The 22,421-nt window shown below is 63.0% G+C and carries 23 protein-coding genes and 1 tRNA gene; 16 read left to right on the forward strand and 8 right to left on the reverse strand.

The genetic code is table 11. The features are described 5' to 3' along the window. Positions 1 to 52 precede the first annotated feature (52 nt). The 8 genes from BMI85_RS11570 (at position 53) to BMI85_RS11605 (ending at position 6,460) form a co-directional block, all read left to right on the forward strand. Positions 53 to 586 carry a hypothetical protein gene (locus BMI85_RS11570; protein ID WP_078540878.1) on the forward strand — a complete coding sequence of 178 codons (534 nt, stop codon included), beginning with the start codon at positions 53 to 55 and terminating at the stop codon, positions 584 to 586. A gap of 52 nt (positions 587 to 638) precedes the next feature. Continuing rightward, entirely contained in the window at positions 639 to 953 is a 315-nt protein-coding gene (locus BMI85_RS11575) for a heavy metal-binding domain-containing protein (protein ID WP_078601386.1), read from the forward strand. 9 nt (positions 954 to 962) lie between these two features. Next, positions 963 to 1,736 carry a Fe-S cluster assembly ATPase SufC gene (gene sufC / locus BMI85_RS11580; RefSeq protein WP_075774850.1) on the forward strand — a complete coding sequence of 258 codons (774 nt, stop codon included), beginning with the start codon at positions 963 to 965 and terminating at the stop codon, positions 1,734 to 1,736. Continuing rightward, positions 1,736 to 3,013 carry a Fe-S cluster assembly protein SufD gene (sufD, locus tag BMI85_RS11585; protein WP_078601387.1) on the forward strand — a complete coding sequence of 426 codons (1,278 nt, stop codon included), beginning with the start codon at positions 1,736 to 1,738 and terminating at the stop codon, positions 3,011 to 3,013. Before sufC ends, sufD begins: the two co-directional genes overlap by 1 nt. Before the next feature lie 9 nt (positions 3,014 to 3,022). Beyond that, on the forward strand, positions 3,023 to 3,514 hold the full coding sequence (locus BMI85_RS11590) for a Yip1 family protein (protein ID WP_078571056.1): 492 nt from the start codon (positions 3,023 to 3,025) through the stop codon (positions 3,512 to 3,514). Beyond that, positions 3,514 to 4,107 (forward strand): YIP1 family protein, encoded by a 594-nt coding sequence (locus BMI85_RS11595; protein WP_158522163.1) that lies wholly within the window; start codon positions 3,514 to 3,516, stop codon positions 4,105 to 4,107. The genes BMI85_RS11590 and BMI85_RS11595 overlap by 1 nt, the downstream gene beginning before the upstream one ends. An 8-nt stretch (positions 4,108 to 4,115) precedes the next feature. Continuing rightward, the gene (locus tag BMI85_RS11600; protein ID WP_078601388.1) at positions 4,116 to 5,336 is read left to right on the forward strand and encodes a cysteine desulfurase; all 1,221 of its coding nucleotides are present in this window, start codon (positions 4,116 to 4,118) and stop codon (positions 5,334 to 5,336) included. An 86-nt stretch (positions 5,337 to 5,422) separates the two neighbouring features. After that, the gene (locus tag BMI85_RS11605; RefSeq protein ID WP_078601389.1) at positions 5,423 to 6,460 is read left to right on the forward strand and encodes a patatin-like phospholipase family protein; all 1,038 of its coding nucleotides are present in this window, start codon (positions 5,423 to 5,425) and stop codon (positions 6,458 to 6,460) included. On the opposite strand, the gene BMI85_RS11610 is transcribed toward BMI85_RS11605, so the two are convergent. The 5 genes from BMI85_RS11610 to BMI85_RS11630 all read right to left on the reverse strand — a co-directional run bounded on the left by BMI85_RS11610 (position 6,442) and on the right by BMI85_RS11630 (position 10,174). Beyond that, positions 6,442 to 7,143, reverse strand: coding sequence for a DUF502 domain-containing protein (locus BMI85_RS11610; protein WP_078540889.1), 702 nt, complete (start codon positions 7,141 to 7,143; stop codon positions 6,442 to 6,444). The two genes, BMI85_RS11605 and BMI85_RS11610, sit on opposite strands and share 19 nt — an antisense overlap. Before the next feature lie 78 nt (positions 7,144 to 7,221). After that, positions 7,222 to 8,142, reverse strand: a complete 921-nt coding sequence (locus BMI85_RS11615; RefSeq protein ID WP_078550315.1) for a pseudouridine-5'-phosphate glycosidase — start codon at positions 8,140 to 8,142, stop codon at positions 7,222 to 7,224. Further along, the gene (locus tag BMI85_RS11620) at positions 8,139 to 9,041 is read right to left on the reverse strand and encodes a PfkB family carbohydrate kinase (RefSeq protein ID WP_078520708.1); all 903 of its coding nucleotides are present in this window, start codon (positions 9,039 to 9,041) and stop codon (positions 8,139 to 8,141) included. The genes BMI85_RS11615 and BMI85_RS11620 overlap by 4 nt, the downstream gene beginning before the upstream one ends. Positions 9,042 to 9,092: 51 nt before the next feature. Beyond that, the gene (locus BMI85_RS11625; protein ID WP_078550709.1) at positions 9,093 to 9,575 is read right to left on the reverse strand and encodes a disulfide bond formation protein B; all 483 of its coding nucleotides are present in this window, start codon (positions 9,573 to 9,575) and stop codon (positions 9,093 to 9,095) included. Between the two features lie 20 nt (positions 9,576 to 9,595). Next, entirely contained in the window at positions 9,596 to 10,174 is a 579-nt protein-coding gene (locus BMI85_RS11630) for a YqaA family protein (RefSeq protein ID WP_078520707.1), read from the reverse strand. Between the two features lie 135 nt (positions 10,175 to 10,309). Between BMI85_RS11630 and BMI85_RS11635 the strand changes: the two genes are divergently transcribed. The 4 genes from BMI85_RS11635 to BMI85_RS11650 all read left to right on the forward strand — a co-directional run bounded on the left by BMI85_RS11635 (position 10,310) and on the right by BMI85_RS11650 (position 15,400). Beyond that, positions 10,310 to 11,176, forward strand: a complete 867-nt coding sequence (locus tag BMI85_RS11635; protein WP_078601390.1) for a neutral zinc metallopeptidase — start codon at positions 10,310 to 10,312, stop codon at positions 11,174 to 11,176. A 46-nt stretch (positions 11,177 to 11,222) separates the two neighbouring features. Continuing rightward, a tRNA-Leu gene (locus BMI85_RS11640) sits at positions 11,223 to 11,306 on the forward strand. Between the two features lie 869 nt (positions 11,307 to 12,175). Beyond that, positions 12,176 to 14,452 carry a Hint domain-containing protein gene (locus BMI85_RS11645; RefSeq protein ID WP_168174781.1) on the forward strand — a complete coding sequence of 759 codons (2,277 nt, stop codon included), beginning with the start codon at positions 12,176 to 12,178 and terminating at the stop codon, positions 14,450 to 14,452. Between the two features lie 210 nt (positions 14,453 to 14,662). Next, on the forward strand, positions 14,663 to 15,400 hold the full coding sequence (locus BMI85_RS11650) for a Hint domain-containing protein (RefSeq protein WP_078601391.1): 738 nt from the start codon (positions 14,663 to 14,665) through the stop codon (positions 15,398 to 15,400). Positions 15,401 to 15,487: 87 nt separating this feature from the next. On the opposite strand, the gene BMI85_RS11655 is transcribed toward BMI85_RS11650, so the two are convergent. Next, positions 15,488 to 15,676, reverse strand: coding sequence for a DUF1127 domain-containing protein (locus BMI85_RS11655; RefSeq protein ID WP_078601392.1), 189 nt, complete (start codon positions 15,674 to 15,676; stop codon positions 15,488 to 15,490). Positions 15,677 to 15,763: 87 nt separating this feature from the next. On the opposite strand from BMI85_RS11655, the gene BMI85_RS11660 reads away from it, so the two are divergent. The 4 genes from BMI85_RS11660 to BMI85_RS11675 all read left to right on the forward strand — a co-directional run bounded on the left by BMI85_RS11660 (position 15,764) and on the right by BMI85_RS11675 (position 20,147). Next, positions 15,764 to 17,182, forward strand: a complete 1,419-nt coding sequence (locus BMI85_RS11660) for a PLP-dependent aminotransferase family protein (protein ID WP_078601393.1) — start codon at positions 15,764 to 15,766, stop codon at positions 17,180 to 17,182. Between the two features lie 163 nt (positions 17,183 to 17,345). Beyond that, positions 17,346 to 18,242, forward strand: a complete 897-nt coding sequence (locus tag BMI85_RS11665; RefSeq protein WP_078601394.1) for an ABC transporter permease — start codon at positions 17,346 to 17,348, stop codon at positions 18,240 to 18,242. A 7-nt stretch (positions 18,243 to 18,249) separates the two neighbouring features. Further along, a complete protein-coding gene (locus BMI85_RS11670) occupies positions 18,250 to 19,059 on the forward strand; it encodes an ABC transporter permease (protein ID WP_078601395.1) in 810 nt (269 codons plus the stop codon). Between the two features lie 11 nt (positions 19,060 to 19,070). Further along, a complete protein-coding gene (locus BMI85_RS11675) occupies positions 19,071 to 20,147 on the forward strand; it encodes an ABC transporter ATP-binding protein (RefSeq protein ID WP_078601577.1) in 1,077 nt (358 codons plus the stop codon). A 191-nt stretch (positions 20,148 to 20,338) separates the two neighbouring features. On the opposite strand, the gene BMI85_RS11680 is transcribed toward BMI85_RS11675, so the two are convergent. Together BMI85_RS11680 and BMI85_RS11685 are read right to left on the reverse strand one after the other, a co-directional pair. Next, on the reverse strand, positions 20,339 to 20,863 hold the full coding sequence (locus BMI85_RS11680; protein ID WP_143595061.1) for a hypothetical protein: 525 nt from the start codon (positions 20,861 to 20,863) through the stop codon (positions 20,339 to 20,341). Next, positions 20,850 to 22,136 (reverse strand): plasmid recombination protein, encoded by a 1,287-nt coding sequence (locus BMI85_RS11685; protein ID WP_078601397.1) that lies wholly within the window; start codon positions 22,134 to 22,136, stop codon positions 20,850 to 20,852. The genes BMI85_RS11680 and BMI85_RS11685 overlap by 14 nt, the downstream gene beginning before the upstream one ends. Between the last annotated feature and the right edge of the window lie 285 nt (positions 22,137 to 22,421).

Consider the following 22,421-nt stretch of genomic DNA (forward strand, 5'->3'; position numbering starts at 1 on the left):
GGGCATAATTCTTATGCATGTCTTAACCTGTCCAAATGGATAGGTGAGGGCCATGACGGTATCGAGCGCCAGCTTCAACGATCGCCTCGCGCGGATCGAGAAAACGCGGAAATCGGCGAAGGGCCGGATTCAGCTGCATATCGGGGATCAGGAAGCCTGGGTGGCCAACGATTCAGCGATGCTGCGTCAGGTCATCGCCAAGCCGCGTCACTCGCGGCTGGCCGTGTTCAAGGTCCTGCCCGCGCTGATGGTCGGCGCGATCGGAATGATGGTCGTCACCGCGCTGAAAATGCGTTTTCTGACGCCGGAACTGGCCGAGAAAGTGGGCTCCAACCCGGATCTGGTCCTCGTGGTTGCGGCAGTGCTGACGGCCTTCGGGCTGGGTATGATGCTGCGGCTGGCGTCGGTGAAACTGATGGCGGTGCAGCTGCTGGGCGTCGCGCTGGCCTTCGTGGGGCTGCACAATATCGCCTTCTGGCAACCGGACATGGCGGCGCTCGCCTTCACGCCCGACTGGGTGGAGCAGCAGACCGCGCAATTCGAGCCGCGCACCCTGCGCTACGCCGAGACCACCATCCGCTTCTGACCCTTCGCACGCCCGCCGCGGCCCGCAAGGGTCGCCAATCGGGAGAGCGCGCATGATCGTCACCACCACCACCAGCATCGAGGGTCGCCCGATCGCGACCTATCATGGCATCGTCGTGGGCGAAGCCATCATGGGCGCCAATGTCGTCCGCGATATCTTCGCGCAAGTCACCGATATCATCGGCGGCCGCTCCGGCGCTTACGAATCCAAATTGCAAGACGCGCGCGCCACGGCGCTCGGCGAGCTTGAAGACCGCGCCCGCGAGCTGGGCGCGAATGCCGTTGTCGGCGTCGATCTCGACTACGAGGTCGTCGGCCAATCCATGCTCATGGTGTCGGCCTCCGGCACCGCTGTAACCGTATCCTGAGGAAGAACCATGCTTGATATCAAGAACCTGCACGTCAAACTGGAAGAAGAGGACAAGCAGATCCTCAAGGGCGTCAACCTGAGCGTCGAGTCCGGGAAGGTCCATGCGATCATGGGGCCGAACGGCTCGGGTAAGTCCACGCTGTCCTATGTGCTCTCGGGTCGCGATGGCTACGAGGTCACCGAAGGCGAAGCGCATCTCAACGACACCGACCTGCTGGATTCCGAGCCCGAAGAGCGCGCGGCGGCAGGCCTGTTCCTCGCCTTCCAATACCCGGTGGAAATCCCTGGCGTCGGCAACATGACCTTCCTGCGCACCGCGCTCAACGCGCAGCGCAAGGCGCGCGGCGAGGAGGAAATCTCCGCTGGCGACTTCCTGAAACTGGTGCGCGGCAAAGCGAAGTCACTCAAGATCGACGCGGATATGCTCAAGCGCCCGGTCAATGTCGGCTTCTCGGGCGGTGAGAAAAAGCGTAACGAAATCCTGCAGATGGCGATCCTCGAGCCGAAGATGTGCATCCTCGACGAGACCGATTCCGGCCTCGATGTCGACGCGATGCGTCTAGTGGCCGAAGGCGTGAACGCGCTGCGCGACGAGGGCCGTTCCTTCCTCGTGATCACCCACTACCAGCGCCTGCTCGACCACATCAAACCCGATGTCGTCCACATCATGGCGGATGGCCGCATCATCGAGACCGGCGGGCCGGAGCTGGCCCTCGAAGTCGAGAAGAACGGCTATGCCGACCTGCTCGCGAAACACGGGATCTCGGAGGTGATGGCGTAATGTCGGCAGTCGAGAAAATGACCCCCGCCGAGACGCGGCTGGCGCGCGTTTCTCTGCCCGACGGGTTCGGGCCGCAACGCCGCGCCGCCCTGGACCGTCTGAACGCGATGGGCCTGCCGGGCCGTCGCGATGAATACTGGCGCTGGACCAACCCGACCGATTTCATCGCGCCCGATCCGGTGCCCGCAGCGCCGTTCAGCGATGACGAGCCGGAAATCTTCGGCGAGATCGATCGTCTGAAGATCGTGTTCCGCGACGGCGTGTTCGATGCCGAAGCCTCCGACGATCTGTCGATGTCCGGCGTTGAGATCCTGCGTCTGGCCGATGCGCCCGACGTGAACTGGGCCAGCAGCCTTTACGGCACGCTGGAAACCAACGGTCAGGACCCAGTGAAACGTCCTTTCGCGGCGCTCAACACGGCGTCCGCCACCGATGGTGTGCTGATCCGCGTGACCGGTGCCGCCGAGAAACCCGTGAGCCTGATTTACACCCATGAATCAGAGACTTCCGACCCGATCCTGCATCACCTCGTGAAGCTGGAAGAGGGCGCGGAGATCACGGTTCTGGAAAACGGCCCGGCTGGCGCGCGCTTCAACAAGCTGATGGAAGTGGATGTCGCCAAGGGCGCGAAATTCCACCACATCCGCGTGCAGGGCCGCGACCATGAGCGTCGGGCGATCACCTCGATCTTCACCCGCGTCGCGGAAGAAGGTCTGTTCAAGAGCTTCACGCTGACCTCGAACGGGGTGCTGACGCGCAATGAATGCGTGATCGACATCGTGGGCGACGACGCGAATGCCCATGTCGCGGGCGCGGCTCTTGGCGATGGCAAGACCGGCAAGTTCCACCACGACGACACCGTCTTCATCACCCACGGGGCCGAGCGCGGCGAGAGCCGTCAGGTCTTCAAGAAAGTGCTGAAGAACGGCGCCGAGGGCATCTTCCAGGGCAAGATCCTCGTGAAGCCGGGCGCGCAGAAGACCGATGGCTACCAGATCAGCCAGTCGCTGCTGCTCGACGAGAATAGCCAGTTCCTCGCCAAGCCGGAACTCGAGATCTATGCCGATGACGTGCAGTGTTCGCACGGCTCGACCACTGGTGCGATCGACGAGACCGCGCTCTTCTACCTGCGTTCGCGCGGCGTGCCGGAAGAGGAAGCCACCGCGCTTCTGGTTCTGAGCTTCGTGGCCGATGCCATTGACGAGATTGAGGAAGAGCGGTTCCGCGATGCGATCCTGACCCGGTTGGAAGGGTGGCTTGCACGCCATCGCGGCTGAGGCGCTGCGATGTCCGCGACAGACGATATCCGGCGCAGCTATCGGCGTCCGCGCGTGGTGATGCGCGAGCATCTCGCGCGCCCGGCCTCCGAGCCGCGCGCGCTGGTCTTCCTGCTTGCGGCGCTGACCGTGATCTTCATCGCGCAATGGCCGCGACTGTCGCGGATCGCCCATGAGATGCCCGACCAGCCGATGGTCGGGTTGATGATGGGCACGGTGCTGGCGCTGCTCGCGACCGTGCCCGTCTTCTACGCGATTGCGGCACTGAGCCACCTTGTGCTGAGGCTCCTCGGCGGGCAGGGAAGCTGGTATGGTGCGCGGGTCGCGCTGTTCTGGTCGCTTCTGGCGGTCTCGCCGCTGATGCTGCTGCAAGGGCTCGTGGCGGGGTTCATCGGGCGCGGCGGGGAACTTTCGCTGGTCTCCGCGCTTGTGACGGTAGCTTTCGTCCTGCTATGGGGCGCAGCGTTGCGCGTGGTAGAATTCGAAGGAAAAACAAACTGATGCAGCCCGATCTTAAAGAATGGCTTATCCGTAGCTTCACCGATCCGAAATCGGTTGCGCGCGATTTGATCGGGCTGAATCTGAACGCCAATGCGCGGTTCATGGCGATGGTTCTGGTGGTCGTGATGACCGCGATCCTCGGCACGCTCGCGCAGCTGGTGTTCAGCTTCATCACCAAGGTCGATATTGGCACGGTGACGCCGCCGCTGACCGTGGTGGGGCTGCAGGGCGCGCTTCTGGTCTATGGCGCCTTCGCCATGTCTTTCGTCGGCCAACGCTTTGGCGGGCATGGGAAATTCCCGGATGCGCTGCTGCTTCTGACCTGGATCGAATTCGTTCTGATGATCGGTCAGATGATCCAGGTCGTGTTGATGGTCTTCTTCCCGATCTCGGCCACGCTGATGTCGGTGCTGCTGGTGGCGCTGATGTTCTACTTGCTGGTGCAGTTCACAATGGTTCTGCACGGGTTCGAAAACCCCGTGGCGACCGGCTTCGGGGTTATCCTGACCTTTCTGGGCTCGGCGATGATCGCGGGGATCGTGCTGGTGTCGACCGGCCTCGTGCAAATGCCCGCAGACCCCGCGTCACTCTGAGGTGCTCCATGTATGATATCGAAAAAATCCGCGCGGATTTCCCGATCCTGACGCGAGAAGTGAACGGCAAGCCCTTGGTTTACCTCGATAACGGGGCCTCGGCGCAAAAGCCGCGCGTCGTGATCGACGCGATGACCCGTATGTATGAGCACGACTATTCCAACGTGCATCGCGGGTTGCATACGCTGTCCAATATCGCGACCGAGAAATACGAGAGCGTGCGCGGGATCGTCGCGCGCTTCCTGCATGTCGCCGATGAAGAGCAGATCGTGTTCACCACCGGCTCGACCGAGGGGATCAACCTCGTCAGCTACGCCTGGGGCGCGCCGAACCTCGAGCCGGGCGACGAGATCATCCTGTCGGTGATGGAGCACCACGCCAATATCGTGCCGTGGCATTTCCTGCGCGAACGGCAGGGCGTGAAGCTGGTCTGGGTGGAGCCCGAGGCCGATGGCTCGCTGCCGCCCGAGAAGGTGCTGGAGGCGATCACGCCGCGCACCAAGCTGATCGCGATCACCCATATGTCGAACGTGCTGGGCACCCGGGTCGATGTGAAACCGATCGCGCAGGCTGCACGGACGCGCGGGATCGCGACGCTGGTGGATGGCTCGCAGGCGGCGGTTCATGGCCCCGTCGATGTCGACGATCTGGGCTGCGATTTCTACGTCATCACTGGACATAAGCTATACGGACCAAGTGGTTCCGGGGCACTCTTCATCCGTCGCGATCGGATGCTCGAGATGCGTCCCTTCCTTGGCGGTGGCGATATGATCGACACCGTCACCCGCAATACGGTGATCTACAACACGCCGCCGATGAAGTTCGAGGCGGGCACGCCCGGCATCGTACAGCAGATCGGCATGGGGGTCGCGCTCGATTACCTGATGGGAATCGGGATGGAGAACATCGCCGAGCACGAGCGCGACCTGCGCGATTACACCACCGAGAAACTGAACGGGCTGAACTGGCTCAACCAGCAGGGCACCGCGGCGGATAAGGGCGCGATCTTCTCGCTCACGCTGAACGGTCCGGCCCATCCGCATGACATCTCGACCATCCTCGACAAGCGGGGCGTCGCGGTGCGCGCGGGGCAGCATTGCACTGGGCCGCTGATGGAATGGCTTGGGGTCACGGCCACGGCGCGTGCGTCTTTCGGGATGTACAACACCCGCGAAGAGGCCGATGCGCTGATTTCCGCGCTCGAATTGTGCCACGATCTGCTAGGCTAAGGGCGCCGCTCGGCGAGGGGACTTGCTTTTGCTGCGATGCAGCATAACTCTGCGGCAGGGAGGCAGGCAGCGAAAGGGCCGAGCCGATGAACCGCAAGAGCATTAACCTCGCGTTGCAAGGTGGGGGCGCGCATGGCGCGTTCACCTGGGGCGTTCTCGACCGTTTTCTGGATGAAGACTGGCTGGACTACGCGGCGATCTCGGGCACCTCTGCCGGGGCGCTGAACGGGGCTGCGTTCAAGGCAGGCTATGCCCGTGCCGGTCGCCAAGGGGCGCGTGCGTCTCTGGATGAGCTTTGGAGCCAGGTCGCCGAAAGCGTCGATCTGCGGCTCGAGCGGCTGATGCCTGCGCAACTGCCCGGCACCGAGGCGTTGACGCGCTGGTTCGACGCATTCACGCCGGCGGCCTTCATCGACGGCATGTCGCGGGTCTTCTCGCCCTATGACGCGGGGCCGTTCTACGTCAATCCGCTGAGTTCGGTGGTCGAACGGTTTCGCTATCGCGATGTCTGCGCCGAAGAAGGGCCGCGGCTGCATGTCTCGGCCACCAATGTGCGCACCGGCAAGATCCGCGTCTTCACGGGTGAAGAGATTACGGCGGATGCGATCCTCGCTTCGGCCTGCCTGCCGGAGATTTTTCAGGCGGTCGAGATCGAGGACCCGAAAACCGGCCGCACCGAGGCCTATTGGGATGGCGGCTATACCGGCAATCCGCCGCTTTTCCCGCTGTTCGAACCGGCCTATCCGCGCGACGTGGTGGTGATTTCGATCAACCCGCTCTGGCGCGACGAGATCCCGAAAACGCCCGCGCAGATCGACGAGCGGGTCAACGAGATCAGCTTCAACTCCTCGCTGTTGCGCGAATTGCGAGCGATCAATTTCGTACATCGGCTGATCCGGGAGGACCGGCTCCCCGAAGGGGCGATGAAGGATGTGCTGATCCATATGATCGCCGATGACGACGTCATGGGCGAGCTGAGCGCAAAGTCGAAGATCCTGCCCGAATGGGGGATGCTCGCGAAGCTGAAACTGGCGGGCCGGGCGGCGGCGGATCGTTGGCTCGACGCCCATGCCGACAAGATCGGCAAGGAGGCGTCGACCGATCTTCAGGCCTTGTTCGACTGAAGTTTCACCTTGGTTTTCTTCGCGGGCTTCGCCTCTTTCGGCTGCGGATAGACGAGCCCCGCCGAGATGATCAGCTTCGCCGCATCCTCGACCGACATGTCGAGATAGGTCACCTGCGATTGCGGGACAAACAGCAGGAAGCCCGAGGTCGGGTTCGGCGTCGTCGGCAGGAAGACCGAGATCAGCGGGTCGTCGTCTTCGGCCTTCGCCGCGATCTCGCCTTTCGCGGTCGAGGAGACGAAGGCGACCGCTTTTAGCCCCTCGCGCGGATATTCGATCATGCAGGCGCGGTCGAACTTGCCTTCGGACTGGCTGAGCACCGTTTCCGCGATCTGCTTGAGCCCGCTATAGACCGTGCGCACGAAGGGCAGGCGGTCGACGATGCTCTCGCCGAAGCGCAGCATCGTGCGCCCGAAGAAGCCCTTGGCGAGCCAGCCGACGATCACGGTGAAGACAAGGAAGATGATGACGCCGAGCCCGCGCACATTGATGCCGATATAGCGCTCGGGGCGCAGTTCGGGCGGGACAAGCGGCAGCACCCAGCCATCGACCCAGCCGGCCATCGTCCACATGAGCCATATCGTCAGACCGATCGGCGCGACGACGATCAACCCGGTAAAGAAGGAGGCACGCAGCGCGGCAAAGCGCGAGCGGCGGCGCGGATGGGGGTCGTCTTTTGTCATGATCTGGATGCGCCCTCTCGTGGCGATGCGTTGCCTGCTATCTAGGCAGCGCCGCCACGATGGGCAATGGGCCGCGTATCAGGCGGCCCGCGCTGTGATGATTTCGCCCGCGATTGCGGCAGCCAGACGGGCGTTGTTCAGAACGAGGGCGATATTGGCCTCGAGCGAGCGGCCTTCGGTCAGCTCGAAAATGCGCGACAGCAGGAAGGGCGTGACCGCCTTGGCGGCGATGCCCTGCGCCTCGGCCTCTTGCAGCGCCTGTTCGATGACCGGAACGATTTCCTCGCGGGCGATCTCGGCCTCTGCGGGGATCGGGTTCGCGATCAGCTGGCCGCCCGGCAGGCCGAGGGCTGCGCGTGCGAGCTGCGACTTGGCGATCTCGGCTGCGCTGTCTGCGCGCAGCGGCGCGGGCAGGCCGGAATTGCGCGACCAGAAGGCGGGGAAGGCGTCTTGCCCATAGGCGATGACCGGCACGCCGTGAGTCTCCAGCACTTCGAGCGTCTTCGGGAGGTCGAGGATTGCCTTGGCGCCCGCCGCGACCACGCTGACCGGGGTCTGCGCGAGTTCCAGAAGGTCAGCGGAGATGTCGAAACTGTCTTCCGCGCCACGATGGACGCCGCCGATCCCGCCGGTGGCGAAGACGTCGATGCCCGCGAGGTTCGCGCAGATCATGGTCGCCGCGACCGTCGTGGCGCCCGTCGCGCCCTTCGCAAGGCAGACGGCCAGATCGGCCCGGCTGACCTTCATCGCGTCCTTGGTCTGCGCGAGCGCCTCCAGCTCCTCGGGCTCGAGCCCGATATGGATCTTCCCGCCCATCACCGCGATCGTGGCCGGCACTGCGCCCGCCTTGCGGATCTCGGCCTCGACCGCCTGCGCGGTCTCGAGGTTCTGCGGATAGGGCATCCCGTGCGTGATGATCGTCGATTCCAGTGCGACGATGGGACGGTTTTCGGCTTTCGCGTTAGCGACTTCGGCGGCGAAGGTGAGGGGGGCGCTCATGTGGCGAGTTCTCCGGAAACATAGCGCGCGGCGGCGGTCAGGGCGCTCTCGAGCGCCTCCATGCGGTCCGCGCCGCGCTGTTCGGCCACGAGATGCGCGGCCATGAAAGTATCGCCCGCGCCAGTCACGCGGGTCACGAGGACGGGGGGCGGGGCCGAGGCGATGACATTGCCTGCGGCCGCACTGCCGTCGGCGGCCGCCTTGCCGCCATCGGTCACTAGCACGCGTTGAGCTCCGCGTTCCAGCAGGGTCTCGGCTGCATGTTCAGCGCTGTCGAAACTGCCCTGACACAGGATGCCCGCCTCTTCGAGATTGACGTAAAGCGTCGCCGCCGGATGGGCCAGAAGCGGCGTCAGCCGTTCCGCCTTGCCGGGGCTGGCGGGGGCCACGCGCAGATCGGCCTTGGCGAAAAGCGGAGAATGCGCGATCTGGCTGAGAAGCGCCTCGGTGAGATTGCCGTCGAGCGCGATGGCGCCGGTCCACGGCTCGTTTTCCGTGCCGAGCCGCCCATCCGCGAGCGGTGCGAGGATCTTCTCGCCCGCAGCCTCCAGCGAATGCGCATCCGCGATGGCCGCAATCAGCCCGTTCGCGCCTTCGATCGCCATATAGCGGTCGGTCGGCAGATCGTCGGAGCGATACAGATAGTTGCAATCGACGCCCAGCACCTCGGCGGATTGGATCAGGTCGTTGCCCTGACTGTCGCGCCCCAAAGCGGTCAGCACCGCAGGCTTCAGCCCATAGCGGCGCAGGGTCATCGCGATATTCATCGCGACCCCACCGGGCAGCCGTTCGATCCGCCCCGGCACGTCGGAGCCTTCATGCATATGCACCGAGGCGCGGCCGATGATGTCCCACAGGACCGAACCGATGCACAGAATATCAGGTCTGGATTCGCTCATGCGCGGTTCTTGGCGCGGTTTCCCGGGCGGAGCAAGGGGCTTTGCCCCCGCTCAGGCGCGGCGCGATTTCAGGAAAGCCCAGAGCCAGATGCCTGCCAGCACGAGCGAGCCGACCGCGTTGAGGTTGGCCATGGTGATGCCGAAGATGTCCCACGGAATCTCGTCGCAGCGCACCAGCGGGGCGTCGTTGATTTGCTTGAGCAGATCGGCGGCGGAGACGGTCGTGTCCACGGCGCTCGAGGTGCAATCGGTGGGCCCTTCGAAAATCTTCCGCTCCACGCCCGAGTGATAGAAGCCGATGACCGAGGTGGTCAGCGCGGCCAGCATGCCGAGAAGCGCGGTCCAGCCGGGCAGGCGGAAGGTGAGGATCACGATCCCGATGATCGCGGCGGCCAGATGCGGCCAGCGTTGCAGCAGGCACAGATGGCAGGGCGCGTAGCCGAACGCCTGAAAGACGAAGGCCCCGGCGAGCACGAAGGCGGAGCCCGCGGCGGCGAAGCCCACGAGGCTGCGGAAGGAGGTCAGGGTTTGCATGCGGTCTTGCATCGGGGGCCTCAGAGATATTTCAGAAGATAGAACCCGCCGATCAGCAGGATGACGAAGATGGTGAAGAGCGGGCCGAGCCAGCGCTCGATGAAGGTTTTGATCGGTTCGCCGAATTTCCACAAGAGCCCCGCGACCACGAAGAAGCGTAGCGCACGGGCGACAAAGGAGACGCCGAGGAAGAGCACCGGGCTCAGGTTCGTGGCGCCGGCGAAGATCGTGATCACCTTATAGGGGAAGGGCGTGACGCCCGCGATGAGCACGGCCCATCCGCCCATTTCGTTGAACCGGGCGGCGAGCGAGTTGAAGTCATCGGCCTTGCCGTAGAAATCCAGCACCGGCTTGCCGATCGCATCCATGAAACCATAGCCGATCAGATAGCCCAGACAGCCGCCCGCGACCGACGACAGGGTCGCCACCAGCGCGATGCGCCATGCCGCCCAGGGCCGCGCGAGGATCATCGGGATCATCAGCACGTCAGGCGGGATCGGAAAGACCGAAGCTTCGATGAAGGCGACAGCGGCGAGATACCACATCGCATGCGGGTGGCTCGCGCGGGCCATCGTCCAGTCGTAGATGCGGCGGATCATGGCGGCATCCTTTTCCTTGCTGCTCGGTTCGCTTCATCTCCCGCGCGGGCCGCAAGGTCAAGTCACGCGCGTAGCACCTTTGCTTTTCCCGGCCTCACGCTAGACTTCACATAAAAGCGAGGGAGGCATTCGCGAATGCAATGGCGAGGACGGCGCGGCAGTCGCAATATCGAGGACCGGCGCGGCCAGCGCAGGGCAGGGGGCGGCGCGATCCGTCTGGGTGGCGGTGGCCTGGGCGTCGTCGCGATCGTTGTGGTGGCCTATTTCCTCGGGATCGATCTGACGCCGCTGCTTGACGGCGGGTCGGGCGGCTCGGGGCAGGTGGTCACCCAATCGGGTGAGCTGAGCGATCGCGAGAAGGCGATGGGCGATTTCGTCTCGGTGACGCTGGCCGATACCGAGGAGGTTTGGCAGGGCGTGTTCGAAACCGAGCTGGGGCGGCAATACGATCCGGCGGTGCTGGTACTCTATAGTGGGGTCACGCAATCGCCCTGCGGCAATGCGAGCGGCGCGACGGGGCCGTTCTACTGTCCGGGCGATCAGAAGGTCTATCTCGACACCGCGTTTTTCGACACGCTGAGCCAGCAGCTCGGCGCGCGGGGCGATTTCGCCGCCGCTTATGTGGTCGCGCATGAGGTGGCCCATCATGTGCAGGATGAGCTGGGGATTCTCGGTAAGATTAATGAAGTGCGCGCGCAAAGCTCCGAGGCTCAGTCCAACGCGCTCTCGGTTCGGATCGAGTTGCAGGCCGATTGCTTCTCGGGGATCTGGGCGCGCCGGGCCGAGGATCAGATTGGCGCGATAGAACCGGGTGACATCTCCGAGGCGATGAACGCCGCTGCGCAAATTGGCGACGATACGCTGCAGCGCGAGGCGGGCAGGGTGCCGATGCCCGACAGCTTCACCCATGGCAGTTCCGCCCAGCGGCAGCGCTGGTTCGAGCGGGGCTATCAGAGCGGCGATCTCAAGCAATGCGACACGTTTTCAACGCGTAACCTCTAAGCGTACTTGCCTCGGGCGCGGCTGCGCGCTAGAGGACTCGAACTGGGCCCGAGTGGCGGAATGGTAGACGCAGCGGATTCAAAATCCGCCGCAGCAATGCGTGTCGGTTCGAATCCGACCTCGGGCACCAGACCTTCCGAAAATGATAGATCCATGCGCCGACGGTGATCCGACCGGTGCGCTTTGCCGTGTCCTGCGCGGGTGTTTTCCGTGCCCGGGGGCCCTTTGTCCAAATCTGGCGAAATTGGGGCAGAACTCGGCATCGTGAAACGTGGTTATCAAAAGATGATTCGGAGAAATCTCGTTTCGTTCTCAGAACAAACGGGCATCAGATGCCGGATTGCGGCGATGTTGAGGACAATTGGGGCATATTCGCGGCAGAAATATGGTCGCGATTTAGGCCGCTCCGGGAAACAAATCGATCAAGGTATTGTCGCTAAATTGAAGACAGTTTTTCGCCTTTTAAGACAGGTTCTACAATCGCTGCACAACCCTTAGTTTAAATGTGGCAAAACTTAGGCAAGTTTTCCGACAAAAAGATAGGTCGATCTTTTGCAAAATAGAAACGTCGTTAGAAAACAGGCACTTCGCGATTCGGATTATTGGTGCTCGTTTTTCAAGCAATCCCCCGAAATGAGGCAAGAAAGCGGCAAATTCCCCTTTTCTTTGTGGCGATCAGAAGGGCAAATTGAGGCCAAGCCCTGCTGGGGGGCTTTTGGCCATGGGGGTGGCCGAAGAGAAGAGTTGTCGAAAGAGAGCTCGCCCGGCGCTGCCAAGGGGACCGATCCATAACGGCCTCGACCTTTAGGGCAAAGGAGACGCGGAGCGATCTGCGGCGACTTTGCTGGCAGCGCCCGCGCGCGCTGACGCTGGCCAATTCTTCTCGACATTCACGTTCGGACTTCGGGTCCGGCCACGTCATGGCGCTGCCGCTTTGCGCCAAAGGGAAGACACGGCGCGGGGCCACGGAGCCAAGCGGACGGTAAAGGAGAGTTGGGGATGACTTATTATTACTATCATCACGACGACGATGATTGCGACAAGAACTCCGATCCGAACGCTGTCAACGACAGCGCGAACGTGAAGTACAACACCGCGCAGACGATCGCCGTGCTCTCGAATGACAGCGATCCCGACAGTGATCCGCTCAAGGTGACCTGGGCGAGCGATCCGGCGCATGGCTCGGTCACGGTGAATGCCGATGGCACGATCACCTACACGCCCGATCCCAACTATTCCGGCACCGACAGCTTCACCTACCAGATCTATGACGGGCAGGGCGGCTACGACACCGCGACCGTCACGATCGACGTGAGCGCGCCCGACGGCATCGTCGAAGGTACCTCCGGCGGCGATCTGATCGATGACGAATATACCGGCGATCCCGAAGGCGACATGGTCGACAACAACGACGCGATCCTGCCAGGGGCCGCGCCGAATGACGACTACATCATCGCGGGCGACGGCAATGACACGGTCTATGCCGGTCAGGGCGACGACTCCGTCGAGGGCGGCAATGGCAACGACCTGATCTTTGGCGAAGGCGGCAACGACACGCTCGAAGGCGATGCTGGCAACGACACGATTTATGGCGACAACGATCCCGCGGGCGGCCCGGCGGCCGATCCGGTTTCGGAGACCGTGGACTGGAGCCATTTCCAGACCGATTGCGGCGAGGTGAAGGACCAAACCGTCGATCTGGGCGAGACCAAGGTCCATTTCGACTTCCAGTCGCAGGATGCCGGGGCGAAGGCGACGCTGACCACCGCCGCGCAATATACCGAAGCGGGTGAGAACTTCGACAGCTGCTCGGCGCTGCAACTCTACGGTGCGGGCGGCGATTGCGGGGATGGCGTCTCGCCGACTTCGACGACCGTTCTGACCTTCTCGTCGGACAACAGCGACTATACCGGTGAAGTTCAGGGGCTGAGCTTCCGGATCAACGATCTCGACCGCTCCGACAGCTCGGACGATCACGTTGATATCGTGACGCTTTCGGCGGTGGATGCCGATGGCAATCCGGTCGACATCACGATCGATCCCGAGGGCAACCAGACCGTCACCGACAATGGGGACGGCACTTACACGATCACCGGCGGCGATCAGGATACCGGCTATCTGAATCAGGACGACAAGATCGGCTCGGTCAAGGTTACGATCAACGATCCGACCGCGAAGCTGACCATCGCCTACTCGAACGGTGGCGATACGGATCAGGCGATCTCGATCACCGACATGACCTATGACACCTGCCCGGTGGAAGACGACCCGGGCGAGCCCGGCGATGACAGCATCATGGGCGGTCTGGGCGATGACGTGCTCTACGGTCAGCAGGGCGAGGATACGCTGGAAGGCGGCGAAGGGTCCGACAGCCTCGACGGCGGCGAGGGCAACGATACGCTCGATGGTGGCGCGGATGCCGACACCGTCTATGGCGGCGACGATCGCGACCTGTTCATCGTCGGCTCGTCCGAGGACGGCATCGGCGACACGCTGGACGGTGGCGAGGGCGGCGACGATTACGACACGCTCGACCTGCAGGGCGCAGGCCCGCTGCGCGTCCACTCGACGGTCACCGATTACGACCCGGTCTCGGGTGTCAGCACCTATGCCGGGACGGTCGACTTCCTCGATGGCAGCGGCAATGTCACCGGCACGCTCGAATTCTCCAACATGGAGGATGTCATTCCCTGCTTCACGCCGGGCACGCTGATCGCGACGCCGCGTGGCGAAGTTCCGGCCGAGACGCTGCGCGAAGGCGACAAGGTTCTGACCCGCGATAACGGCATTCAGGTCGTTCGCTGGGCGGGCCGCGCCGAGATGAGCCGCGAGCGTCTGATGCACGCGCCGCATCTCAAGCCGGTGCTGATCCGCAAAGGCTCGCTGGGCAACGATCTGCCCGAGCGCGACATGATGGTCTCGCCGAACCACCGGATGCTCGTCGCCAATGACAAGACCGCGCTCTATTTCGAAGAGCATGAGGTTCTCGTCGCGGCCAAGCATCTCGTCGCCAATCAGGGCGTCGACACGGTGGAGACGCTGGGCACCAGCTACCTGCACTTCATGTTCGATCGTCACGAAGTGCTGCTCGCCAACGGTTCCTGGACCGAAAGCTTCCAGCCCGGCGATCAGACGCTGGGCGGCATGGGCAACTCGCAGCGTCAGGAAATCTTCGAGATCTTCCCCGACCTGCAGACCGCAAAGGGCCGCGATGCCTATCATGCGGCGCGCAAGACGCTGAAGAAGCACGAAGCGAACGTGCTGCTGATGAGCTAAGTCGCGCGCCCTATCGGGGCCGCGCCAAAGCGAAAATTGCGACCGCGTCCGGGGTGTCTCCGGGCGCGGCGCTTTTTGTGTTGTTTCCGCGACTTGAACACTTCGTTTCCGCTACTCCACACGTAGAAGTGGTAAAACACGTTTTCGCCTTAGAGTTTTGTCGCTATCGTGTCATTCTGGATCTCGACTGTTGGGAGGCAGGAGGATCGGATGACGCGGAGCATGCGCGCAACGGATATCGCGGAGATTTTGGCGCAATCGCCGGCTCAGGGCCTGCGCTGCACCGCGATGGCGCGCACCGAGGCGCTGCGTCTAGAATTCGACAGCCATGACGAAACGGATGGCCATATCAGCGGCTATGACGCGGCGGGCGAGACGGTGTTTTCCGGCTCGATCGCGGCGTTCCGCGCGGCCATTCCCTGCGTGACACCCGAGACGCGCGTGGCGACCGAGGCCGGCGGTATTCCGGCGGGCGATCTACGGCCCGACGCCCGGCTCGTGACCCGGGACTCCGGTGTTCAGGCGCTGCGCTGGGTCGGCTCGCGCGTCTTCACCGAGACCGATCTCGCGCTCAATCCGCTGCTGCGCCCGGTGTGCATTCGCGCGGGCGCGCTTGGCGAGGGGCATCCCGCGCAGAATCTGCGCGTCTCGCCCAATCACCGGTTGCTCGCGCCACTGCGCGGAAATGTCGTTATGGCACAGGAGCTTGTCGGGTTGGACGGGGTGGAGGTCGATCACGCGGAGGGCGGCGTGCGCTATCTGCAGCTGCTGCTCGACGCGCCGGAGATGCTGCTTTGCGAAGGGCTGTGGGTCGAGAGTTTCCGGCCCGAGACCGCGATGCTGGCAGGTTTCGATGCGGCGCAGCGGGCGGAGCTCCTGTCGCTGCGCCCCGATCTGTCGCGGCGCGATGCGGGGGCCGCACCGGCCGAGATGCAATCCAGCGACTGAGCTTCCACTAAACGGCAAAAAAGAGCCGGGCGCTGAGGCCCGGCCAAAAGACGATTCCGGTCAGGGGAATTGCCCGGATCGTTCGCGTCACAGGAAGCGGCGCCCTTCTTGCCGGGCAATCTCCCGGCTGATTCCGATATCTTCGAGCAGGTGGTCATCGAGTTTCCCCAGCGCCATCCGCGAACGGCGCGCTTCGAGGACGCGCGCAACGCGCGCGACCAGGCTCAGACGGCCATGACGGGCGGGAACGGGACGGGTCCGCGACAGGGTAAACATTGCGATGCCTTTCTGTATTGATACAATGTGATCTTTGTTGCTATAGAAGGGATACAATGACTCCTTTTAGGCAACCAGAGAAATATTGTGACTGATACAAGCTGGTCTCCCGAGCTCGCCCATATCTCCGGCCCGAAATATCTCGCGCTGGTCCGCGCGCTGCGCGAAGGCATCCGCCGCGGTGATCTCAAGCCGGGCACAAAACTGCCTACAGTCAGGGACTTGGCGTGGTCTTTGGGAGTGACGCCGGGCACCGTGGCGCGGGGGTATCAGATCGCCACGCAGGAGGGGTTGCTGGAGGCCAAGGTGGGGCGCGGCACCTTTGTATCGACACAAACGCAGAGACTCGGTCCTCGAGAGCCGCTTTATCGCCATACGGGAGAGGATATCGACGCCACCCCGGACGATCTGGTCAATCTCAGATCGCCACAATTGCCCGATGTCGGCCAGACAAAAGCGCTACAATGGGCGATGACCGAAGCCGCCCGCGACATCGGCAAGACCTATCTGCAATATCCCGGCCTGCGCCGCGACGCGTATTGCCGCGAGGCGGTGATGGACTGGTTCCCGAAAGATTGCTCGCTCGCGTCGGAGCTCAATGCCGACGATCTCGTGCTGACCCATGGGGGGCAGAACGGGATCAACCTCGTGATGCAGACCTGCCTGCGCGGCGACCGCCCCGGCGTCTATATCGAGGAGCTGGCCTATCCCGGTTTCCGGCACGCGGCGCGGCTGAACCGCGCCGAGGTGCATCCGGTCGCGATCGACGCGCAGGGCATGATCCCCGATGCGCTCGACGCGGTCTGTCGCAAACATGGCGGCCAGATCGTCTGCATCACGCCCGATGCGCAGAACCCGACGGCGGGGCGGATGGATGCCGCGCGCCGTGAAGCGCTGGCCGAGGTCGCGCGCCGCCACGATCTGCAGATCATCGAAGACGATTGCTACACCGCGCCGGTCACCGGCCTGCCGAGCTTCCGCGTCATCGCACCCGAGCGCAGCTGGCACGTCACCTCCCTGTCGAAGACTATCTCGGCGGGGATGCGTTTCGGCATTGTGGCCGCGCCCGAGGGCATGGGCGAGGTGGGGCGGCTAGCCGCCCAGCACAGCTTCTTCGGTCTCGCGCGTCCGATCACCGACATGGTCGCGCTGCTGTTCGAGAGCGGCGAGGCGATGCGCCTGCGTTACGCCGCGCAGGAGGAGATGGGGCGGCGGCTGCAGATGACGGTGCAATCGCTGGCGGGTCAGGATTTCAACTGGCTGCCGGGGCTGAGCTTCCTCTGGCTGAAACTGCCGATGGGTTGGCGCGGCTCCACCTTCGCGCGCATGGCGGAAATGGAAGGCGTGCTGCTGCGCTCGGCCGACGAATATGTCGTGCAGGACGGGCAGGCGCCCAACGCGGTGCGCATCGCGATGGCGGGCTCGGTGCCGGAGGAGCGTTTCCGCACGGCGCTGCGCACGCTGACGGGGCTGCTGGAGCGGATGCCCGACGATCTGCCGGTCTGAGAGCCGAAGCCTCACGCAGCGCCGCCGCAGCGCGCTGCACAAATTTACGGCACCTGCCTTGCCCTTACGCGAGTAGGGGCGGTTGCCCTCTTTTCACGCCCGCGCCCTTGTGCTTTCGTGACATCCAACGACGCCCGAGACGGGTGCAAATCGGGAGAGATGGATGGCGGGTAAAGGGGAGAGCTGGCTGCGCAGCGAGTCCGCGCAGGGCTATGCGTTGATCTCGCCGCCCTTCCTCTATGCCGTTCTTTTGCTGGCCGCACCGCTGGTCACGATCCTCGCCTATTCCTTCTTCCAGGACGGCTATCTGACGGTGGTGCATGAATTCACCCTACAGAATTACATCGCCACATGGACCGATCCGATCTTTCGCGTGATTCTGGTCCGCTCGCTTTTCGTGGCGGGGCTGGTGACACTGATCACGGTCGCGCTGGCCTTCCCGATTGCCTATTATCTGAGCTTCGGTCTCGCACCGAACCAGAAGGCCCGGTGGATCTTCCTGATCACCATCCCGTTCTGGACCTCCTATCTGATCCGCGTGTTCCTGTGGAAGGTGATCCTTGGCTATAACGGCGTGATCAACTCGACGCTGGAAAGTATCGGGATCATCGGGCCGAACGGGCTGATTGCGGACCCGCTGCAGATGCTGAACTCCGTGGGCGCGATCGCGCTGACGCTGGCCCATGCCTATGCGCCCTTCGCGATCCTGCCGATCTTCGTTAGTCTCGAGAAGATCGACCGCTCGCTGCTGGAGGCCGGCCAAGACTTGGGCGAGAGCCGCTGGCGCACCTTCCTGCGTGTGACGCTGCCCTTGGCGATGCCGGGCGTGGTGGCCGCGACCCTGATCGTCTTCATTCCGACGGTCGGCGATTACGTCACGCCCGAATTGATCGGGGGCGGCAAGATGCCGATGGTCGCGAACCTCATTCAGGCGCAGATGCTGCCGCTGGACAACCGGCCCATGGGCTCGGCGATCGCGGTCAGCTCGCTTCTGGTGGTCGCTGCGCTGTCGCTGGTGTTCCTGTGGCTCAATCGCCGTTTCCTGAAGGTCGGAAAGTGAGCCGCGCATGAAAATCTCGTCCCTCAAGATCTACGCGATCGCTTACCTGATCTTCCTCTATGCGCCGATCTTCCTGTTGCCGCTATTCGCCTTCAATGACGGCACGATTATCGCCTTTCCGCTGAAAGGGTTCACGACCGACTGGTTCGCGAAGATGGCCGAGAACGACACGCTGCGCCACGCGCTGTCGAATTCGCTGATCATCGCTCTGACCTCTTCCGCCGGCGCCACGATCCTTGCGATTTTCGCCGCCCGCGCGTCGACGCGCTACCGCTTCAAGGGCAAGGGCGGGATCATGGGGCTGATCCTGCTGCCGATGGTCCTGCCCGATATCCTGATGGGGATGTCGCTGCTCTTGGTGATGCTCGAAGTGCTGAAGGTGAACCTGTCGATCGCGACGGTGATTTTGGGCCATGTGATCATCTCGCTGCCCTATGCGATCGCGGTGCTGCAGACGGCCTTTGCCACGCTCGATCAGTCGCTGGAAGAGGCGGCGGTCGATCTGGGCGAAACCCGCATGTCGACCTTTCGGCTGATCGTTCTGCCACTGGTGATGCCCGGCATCATCTCGGCCTTCCTGATCTCCTTCACGATCTCGCTCGACGAGTTCATCGTGGCCTTCTTCCTCGCGGGCAACCAGCCCACGCTGCCCACCTACATCTTTTCCCAGCTGCGTTTCCCGTCGGCGATCCCGGTCATCATGGCGCTTGGCACCTGCCTCGTCGCGGCCTCGATCCTGCTTCTGAGCGTGGCCGAATTCTTCCGTCGGCGCGGGGTCAAACGGACCGGCGCCAAGGATACCGGAGGTTTCCTGTGACCGATAAACCGATGATCGCCTTTCAGGACGTTCATAAATATTACGGCGATTATCACGCGCTGCGCGGCATCACCGCCGAGATCCGCGCGGGCGAGTTCTTCTCGCTTCTCGGTCCGTCGGGCTGTGGCAAGACCACGCTGCTGCGCACCATCGCGGGGTTCGAGGAGATCTCGGAAGGCGCGGTGCTGATCGATGGCAAGACGATGGTGGGCGTGCCTCCGAACAAACGGCCTACCAATATGGTGTTCCAGTCCTACGCGATCTTCCCGCACCTAAGCGTGGCAGAGAATGTAGGCTTCGGCCTGCGCCGCGACCCGCGCTCGAAATCGGAGAAGGCCAAGCTGGTCGAGGAATCGCTCGAGATGGTGGGGCTTTCCGGCTACGGCGCACGTGCCGCCCATGCGCTCTCGGGCGGGCAGCGCCAGCGCGTGGCGCTAGCCCGTGCGCTGATCCTTAAGCCTAAGGTTTTGCTGCTCGATGAGCCGCTCTCCGCGCTCGACCGCAAGATCCGCGAGCAGATGCAGGTCGAGCTGATCAAGCTGCAGCGCGAGGTCGGGATCACCTTCGTTCTCGTGACCCACGATCAGGAAGAGGCGCTGGTCATGTCGGACCGGATCGCGGTGATGTTCGAGGGCGAGATCGCTCAGCTTGCCGATCCCGAAGTGCTCTATGGCCGCCCCAATTCGCGCCGCGTGGCCGATTTCATCGGGGTGATGAACTTCCTGCCCGCCTCCGTGACGGACGGGCCGGGCGACGCGGTCACGGCCGAGGTCGGAGGACTCGGTCGGCTCGAAGTCGCGCCGAGCCAGATTTCGAGCGCGCCTGCTGGCGATGGCGCGGCAGTGGGCTTCCGGCCGGAAACCCTAACGCTTCTTTACGAAGGTCAACAGGCCTCGGACCGCGAGGCGCCCGGTACGATCGACGAGGTCGTCTATTACGGCGACATGACCTATTACGACGTGCGCCTCGACGGGACCGAAAAGCCGGTCCGCATCTCGATGCGCAACGTCTTCGGGCGGCCCGTACTGGAGGTCGGCACCCGCACCCGCGTCGCATGGTCGCCCGGGGCGCTGGTTCTGTTCCGGTGAACCGGGCAGGGGGCCTAGCCCGACCGATAGTTGTCAGCGAGATAGCCTGGCTTTCCATAACTGACTAGCGGTATTCGCTTGAGCTTGCCCGTTTCCGTCTTTGGCTACTTGTTGCGCAGCCCGTGACAAAGAGAAAGGGCGCGGAATACACCGCGCCCTTTTCCTGTTCGTTTTGCGTGATCTAAGTCTTGTCAACCTTCGCTGGCGTTGTCCGACTTCCCGAGCGCAGCGCGTGCTGCGCCTTCGTGGCCAGGGGTGATGCCTGTCTTTTCGATCCGCTGCGCGATCTCGTCGCGCACGTCGTCCGGGCAGTCGGGATGATTTGCGATCCGTTTGGCGTTGGCGAGCGTTGCTGTTTCGCTGAACAGGCGGAAGAATTCAACTGCCTTGGGCGTACCCGCCAGCTGGGCCAAGACGCTCTCGAGGCTTGCGAACAGGGCTTTATTCGCGCGGTCGTGCTCCCTGTGCTGATCAAGAGCGATCTGCGCCGTGAGGTTTTCCGCGCGGGCTTTCATTTGCCGTTGGCGGTCGGTCATGCGGTTCCAGTCGATGACAGGATGTCGGTTTTTCTGTGCCATGTGGTCTAATCCTTTCGCGGCGGTCATTGCGGCGTCTGCCCTGCGCCTGTCGGGGGGCTTCTTGGCCGCTGATGATGAGGTGGGTTCATAGCGCTGAGCGCGGAAATCGAATTCGCGAACTTTTTCATGTTTTCTCATCCGGGCCCCGATCGGTGTTGTCGAACCGGTCGCTCGTCAAACGACGCCGAAGCGCATTCAGTGGCAACGAAAGCGATCTGCGCGCTTGAGCGAGACGCTGCCGGGCTTTATCGGGCAGCGTTTTCGAGATCTCGAGAAGCGCTGCGTCCGCCGCCTTGATCTGGGTGAACTCATCATCGAGTTCGGCGCGTGCTTCTTCGCGTGCTCGTTGTCGGAGAACCTCCAAAGCGCGTCCGAAAAGCGCCCGCACCGGCGATGGTGTATCGGCTTGAGCGACCTGTGACGCCGTCTCGTCCGTGTCGGAATCTATATCTACGCGGCCTTCAGCCACGGCAGCCGCGATATCGAGCACGGACTGTGCGTCTTGTTGCTGCTGCGTGACCGCCTGCTTCTCTTCAGCGAGCGTCGCTTTGTCGGCAGCGAGGGTGTCCTCAGCCTGCTTCACCGTCTTGTGGCGGGCGGACAGTTTGAATTCTTGTCTCTCGCGCCATTTCCGCGGGCTCATGTGATCGCGATGTTTCGGCAACGAAATCTCGGTACCAGGGTCGTCCACCCCATTGGCACGCGCTTCACGAACTTTCTTGTTGTGCTCAAGAGCCGCTCTTAGCGCTTGCTTGCGCCGCTTGCCGCGCCGGAGCCCGATCTCTGCGAACCATGCACCGACATTATTTTGCGCTTCCTCGTAGTTGCGGATCAGCGGATGAACTGCTGGCTGCAGCATGCGACGGCCATCCTTCGTCACTGCGCGTGGAACGATCACCGCGTGAATGTGGTATGTTGTTTCGTCGAGATCGGCGCGTGCGTGAACGCAATCGTCGCCGAAGTTTTCCAAAAGCCACTCCTTGGCCCGAGTCTCGAACTGCTTCTCGCGGGTTGGGCCGCTTTCTCCAAGAAACTCAGTCAGATCTTCGTCCAACCATTTTTTGCTTACGGTCAGAATGATTTCGCGCATCGGACCATGGCGCGTCGAACGCCACGGGTCGCGCGGACCGCGAAAGAGGGCATTCCGAAGTTCCGTCTTCCGCCGCCGGCGGCGCAACTGCTCGAGTTCGAGGAGATGGTTCGCGTGGCGCATGTCCTGGATTTCGTCCCAAGCATCTTGCGCCCAAGCGTCCGTTCCGATGAGACGTCTGTTGAGGGGTGTTCGGTTGCTGTCGCATTGACCGAGATCGCCGCCGTCACGCATGCGGTGCTTTTCGTAACCGGCAAGATCGCGGGGGCGCATGCCCTGCATGCGCATGACGATGGGATAGGTTTTAGGTGCTGATGACATAGTCGATCTCCGTGTTTGTGAGATCGAGGTGGGTTCATGTCGTTTGGCGCGGAAATCGCTGTGAATTTCCCCCGGTATCTGCCCGGGAGGTACTTGTTTGGCGAATGGCGGGGGCAAGCGGCTAGATGAGGCACGGCGACAAAAGATAATTCCCGACCTTGCGGCCGTGTGCATTTGATGCCGATAAATACTTAGACCGCTCCGCTTCCAAGCTTGGGTCTTTCGAAGATTGTTTGCATACGGCTTCGTCTCCGATGCTGACGCTCTCAACCAGATTCTGAATAA

Origin of the sequence: Thioclava sp. DLFJ4-1 (assembly GCF_002020145.1) — a bacterium.
Taxonomy (GTDB): domain Bacteria; phylum Pseudomonadota; class Alphaproteobacteria; order Rhodobacterales; family Rhodobacteraceae; genus Thioclava; species Thioclava sediminum.

What these genes read in the sequence shown, in the direction of transcription:
- BMI85_RS11570 (WP_078540878.1), top strand. Translation starts at nt 53, where the DNA reads ATGACGGTATCGAGCGCCAGCTTCAACGATCGCCTCGCGCGGATCGAG.
- BMI85_RS11575 (WP_078601386.1), top strand. Translation starts at nt 639, where the DNA reads ATGATCGTCACCACCACCACCAGCATCGAGGGTCGCCCGATCGCGACC.
- sufC (WP_075774850.1), top strand. Translation starts at nt 963, where the DNA reads ATGCTTGATATCAAGAACCTGCACGTCAAACTGGAAGAAGAGGACAAG.
- sufD (WP_078601387.1), top strand. Translation starts at nt 1,736, where the DNA reads ATGTCGGCAGTCGAGAAAATGACCCCCGCCGAGACGCGGCTGGCGCGC.
- BMI85_RS11590 (WP_078571056.1), top strand. Translation starts at nt 3,023, where the DNA reads ATGTCCGCGACAGACGATATCCGGCGCAGCTATCGGCGTCCGCGCGTG.
- BMI85_RS11595 (WP_158522163.1), top strand. Translation starts at nt 3,514, where the DNA reads ATGCAGCCCGATCTTAAAGAATGGCTTATCCGTAGCTTCACCGATCCG.
- BMI85_RS11600 (WP_078601388.1), top strand. Translation starts at nt 4,116, where the DNA reads ATGTATGATATCGAAAAAATCCGCGCGGATTTCCCGATCCTGACGCGA.
- BMI85_RS11605 (WP_078601389.1), top strand. Translation starts at nt 5,423, where the DNA reads ATGAACCGCAAGAGCATTAACCTCGCGTTGCAAGGTGGGGGCGCGCAT.
- BMI85_RS11610 (WP_078540889.1), bottom strand. Translation starts at nt 7,143, where the DNA reads ATGACAAAAGACGACCCCCATCCGCGCCGCCGCTCGCGCTTTGCCGCG.
- BMI85_RS11615 (WP_078550315.1), bottom strand. Translation starts at nt 8,142, where the DNA reads ATGAGCGCCCCCCTCACCTTCGCCGCCGAAGTCGCTAACGCGAAAGCC.
- BMI85_RS11620 (WP_078520708.1), bottom strand. Translation starts at nt 9,041, where the DNA reads ATGAGCGAATCCAGACCTGATATTCTGTGCATCGGTTCGGTCCTGTGG.
- BMI85_RS11625 (WP_078550709.1), bottom strand. Translation starts at nt 9,575, where the DNA reads ATGCAAACCCTGACCTCCTTCCGCAGCCTCGTGGGCTTCGCCGCCGCG.
- BMI85_RS11630 (WP_078520707.1), bottom strand. Translation starts at nt 10,174, where the DNA reads ATGATCCGCCGCATCTACGACTGGACGATGGCCCGCGCGAGCCACCCG.
- BMI85_RS11635 (WP_078601390.1), top strand. Translation starts at nt 10,310, where the DNA reads ATGCAATGGCGAGGACGGCGCGGCAGTCGCAATATCGAGGACCGGCGC.
- BMI85_RS11645 (WP_168174781.1), top strand. Translation starts at nt 12,176, where the DNA reads ATGACTTATTATTACTATCATCACGACGACGATGATTGCGACAAGAAC.
- BMI85_RS11650 (WP_078601391.1), top strand. Translation starts at nt 14,663, where the DNA reads ATGACGCGGAGCATGCGCGCAACGGATATCGCGGAGATTTTGGCGCAA.
- BMI85_RS11655 (WP_078601392.1), bottom strand. Translation starts at nt 15,676, where the DNA reads ATGTTTACCCTGTCGCGGACCCGTCCCGTTCCCGCCCGTCATGGCCGT.
- BMI85_RS11665 (WP_078601394.1), top strand. Translation starts at nt 17,346, where the DNA reads ATGGCGGGTAAAGGGGAGAGCTGGCTGCGCAGCGAGTCCGCGCAGGGC.
- BMI85_RS11670 (WP_078601395.1), top strand. Translation starts at nt 18,250, where the DNA reads ATGAAAATCTCGTCCCTCAAGATCTACGCGATCGCTTACCTGATCTTC.
- BMI85_RS11675 (WP_078601577.1), top strand. Translation starts at nt 19,071, where the DNA reads ATGATCGCCTTTCAGGACGTTCATAAATATTACGGCGATTATCACGCG.
- BMI85_RS11680 (WP_143595061.1), bottom strand. Translation starts at nt 20,863, where the DNA reads ATGAGAAAACATGAAAAAGTTCGCGAATTCGATTTCCGCGCTCAGCGC.
- BMI85_RS11685 (WP_078601397.1), bottom strand. Translation starts at nt 22,136, where the DNA reads ATGTCATCAGCACCTAAAACCTATCCCATCGTCATGCGCATGCAGGGC.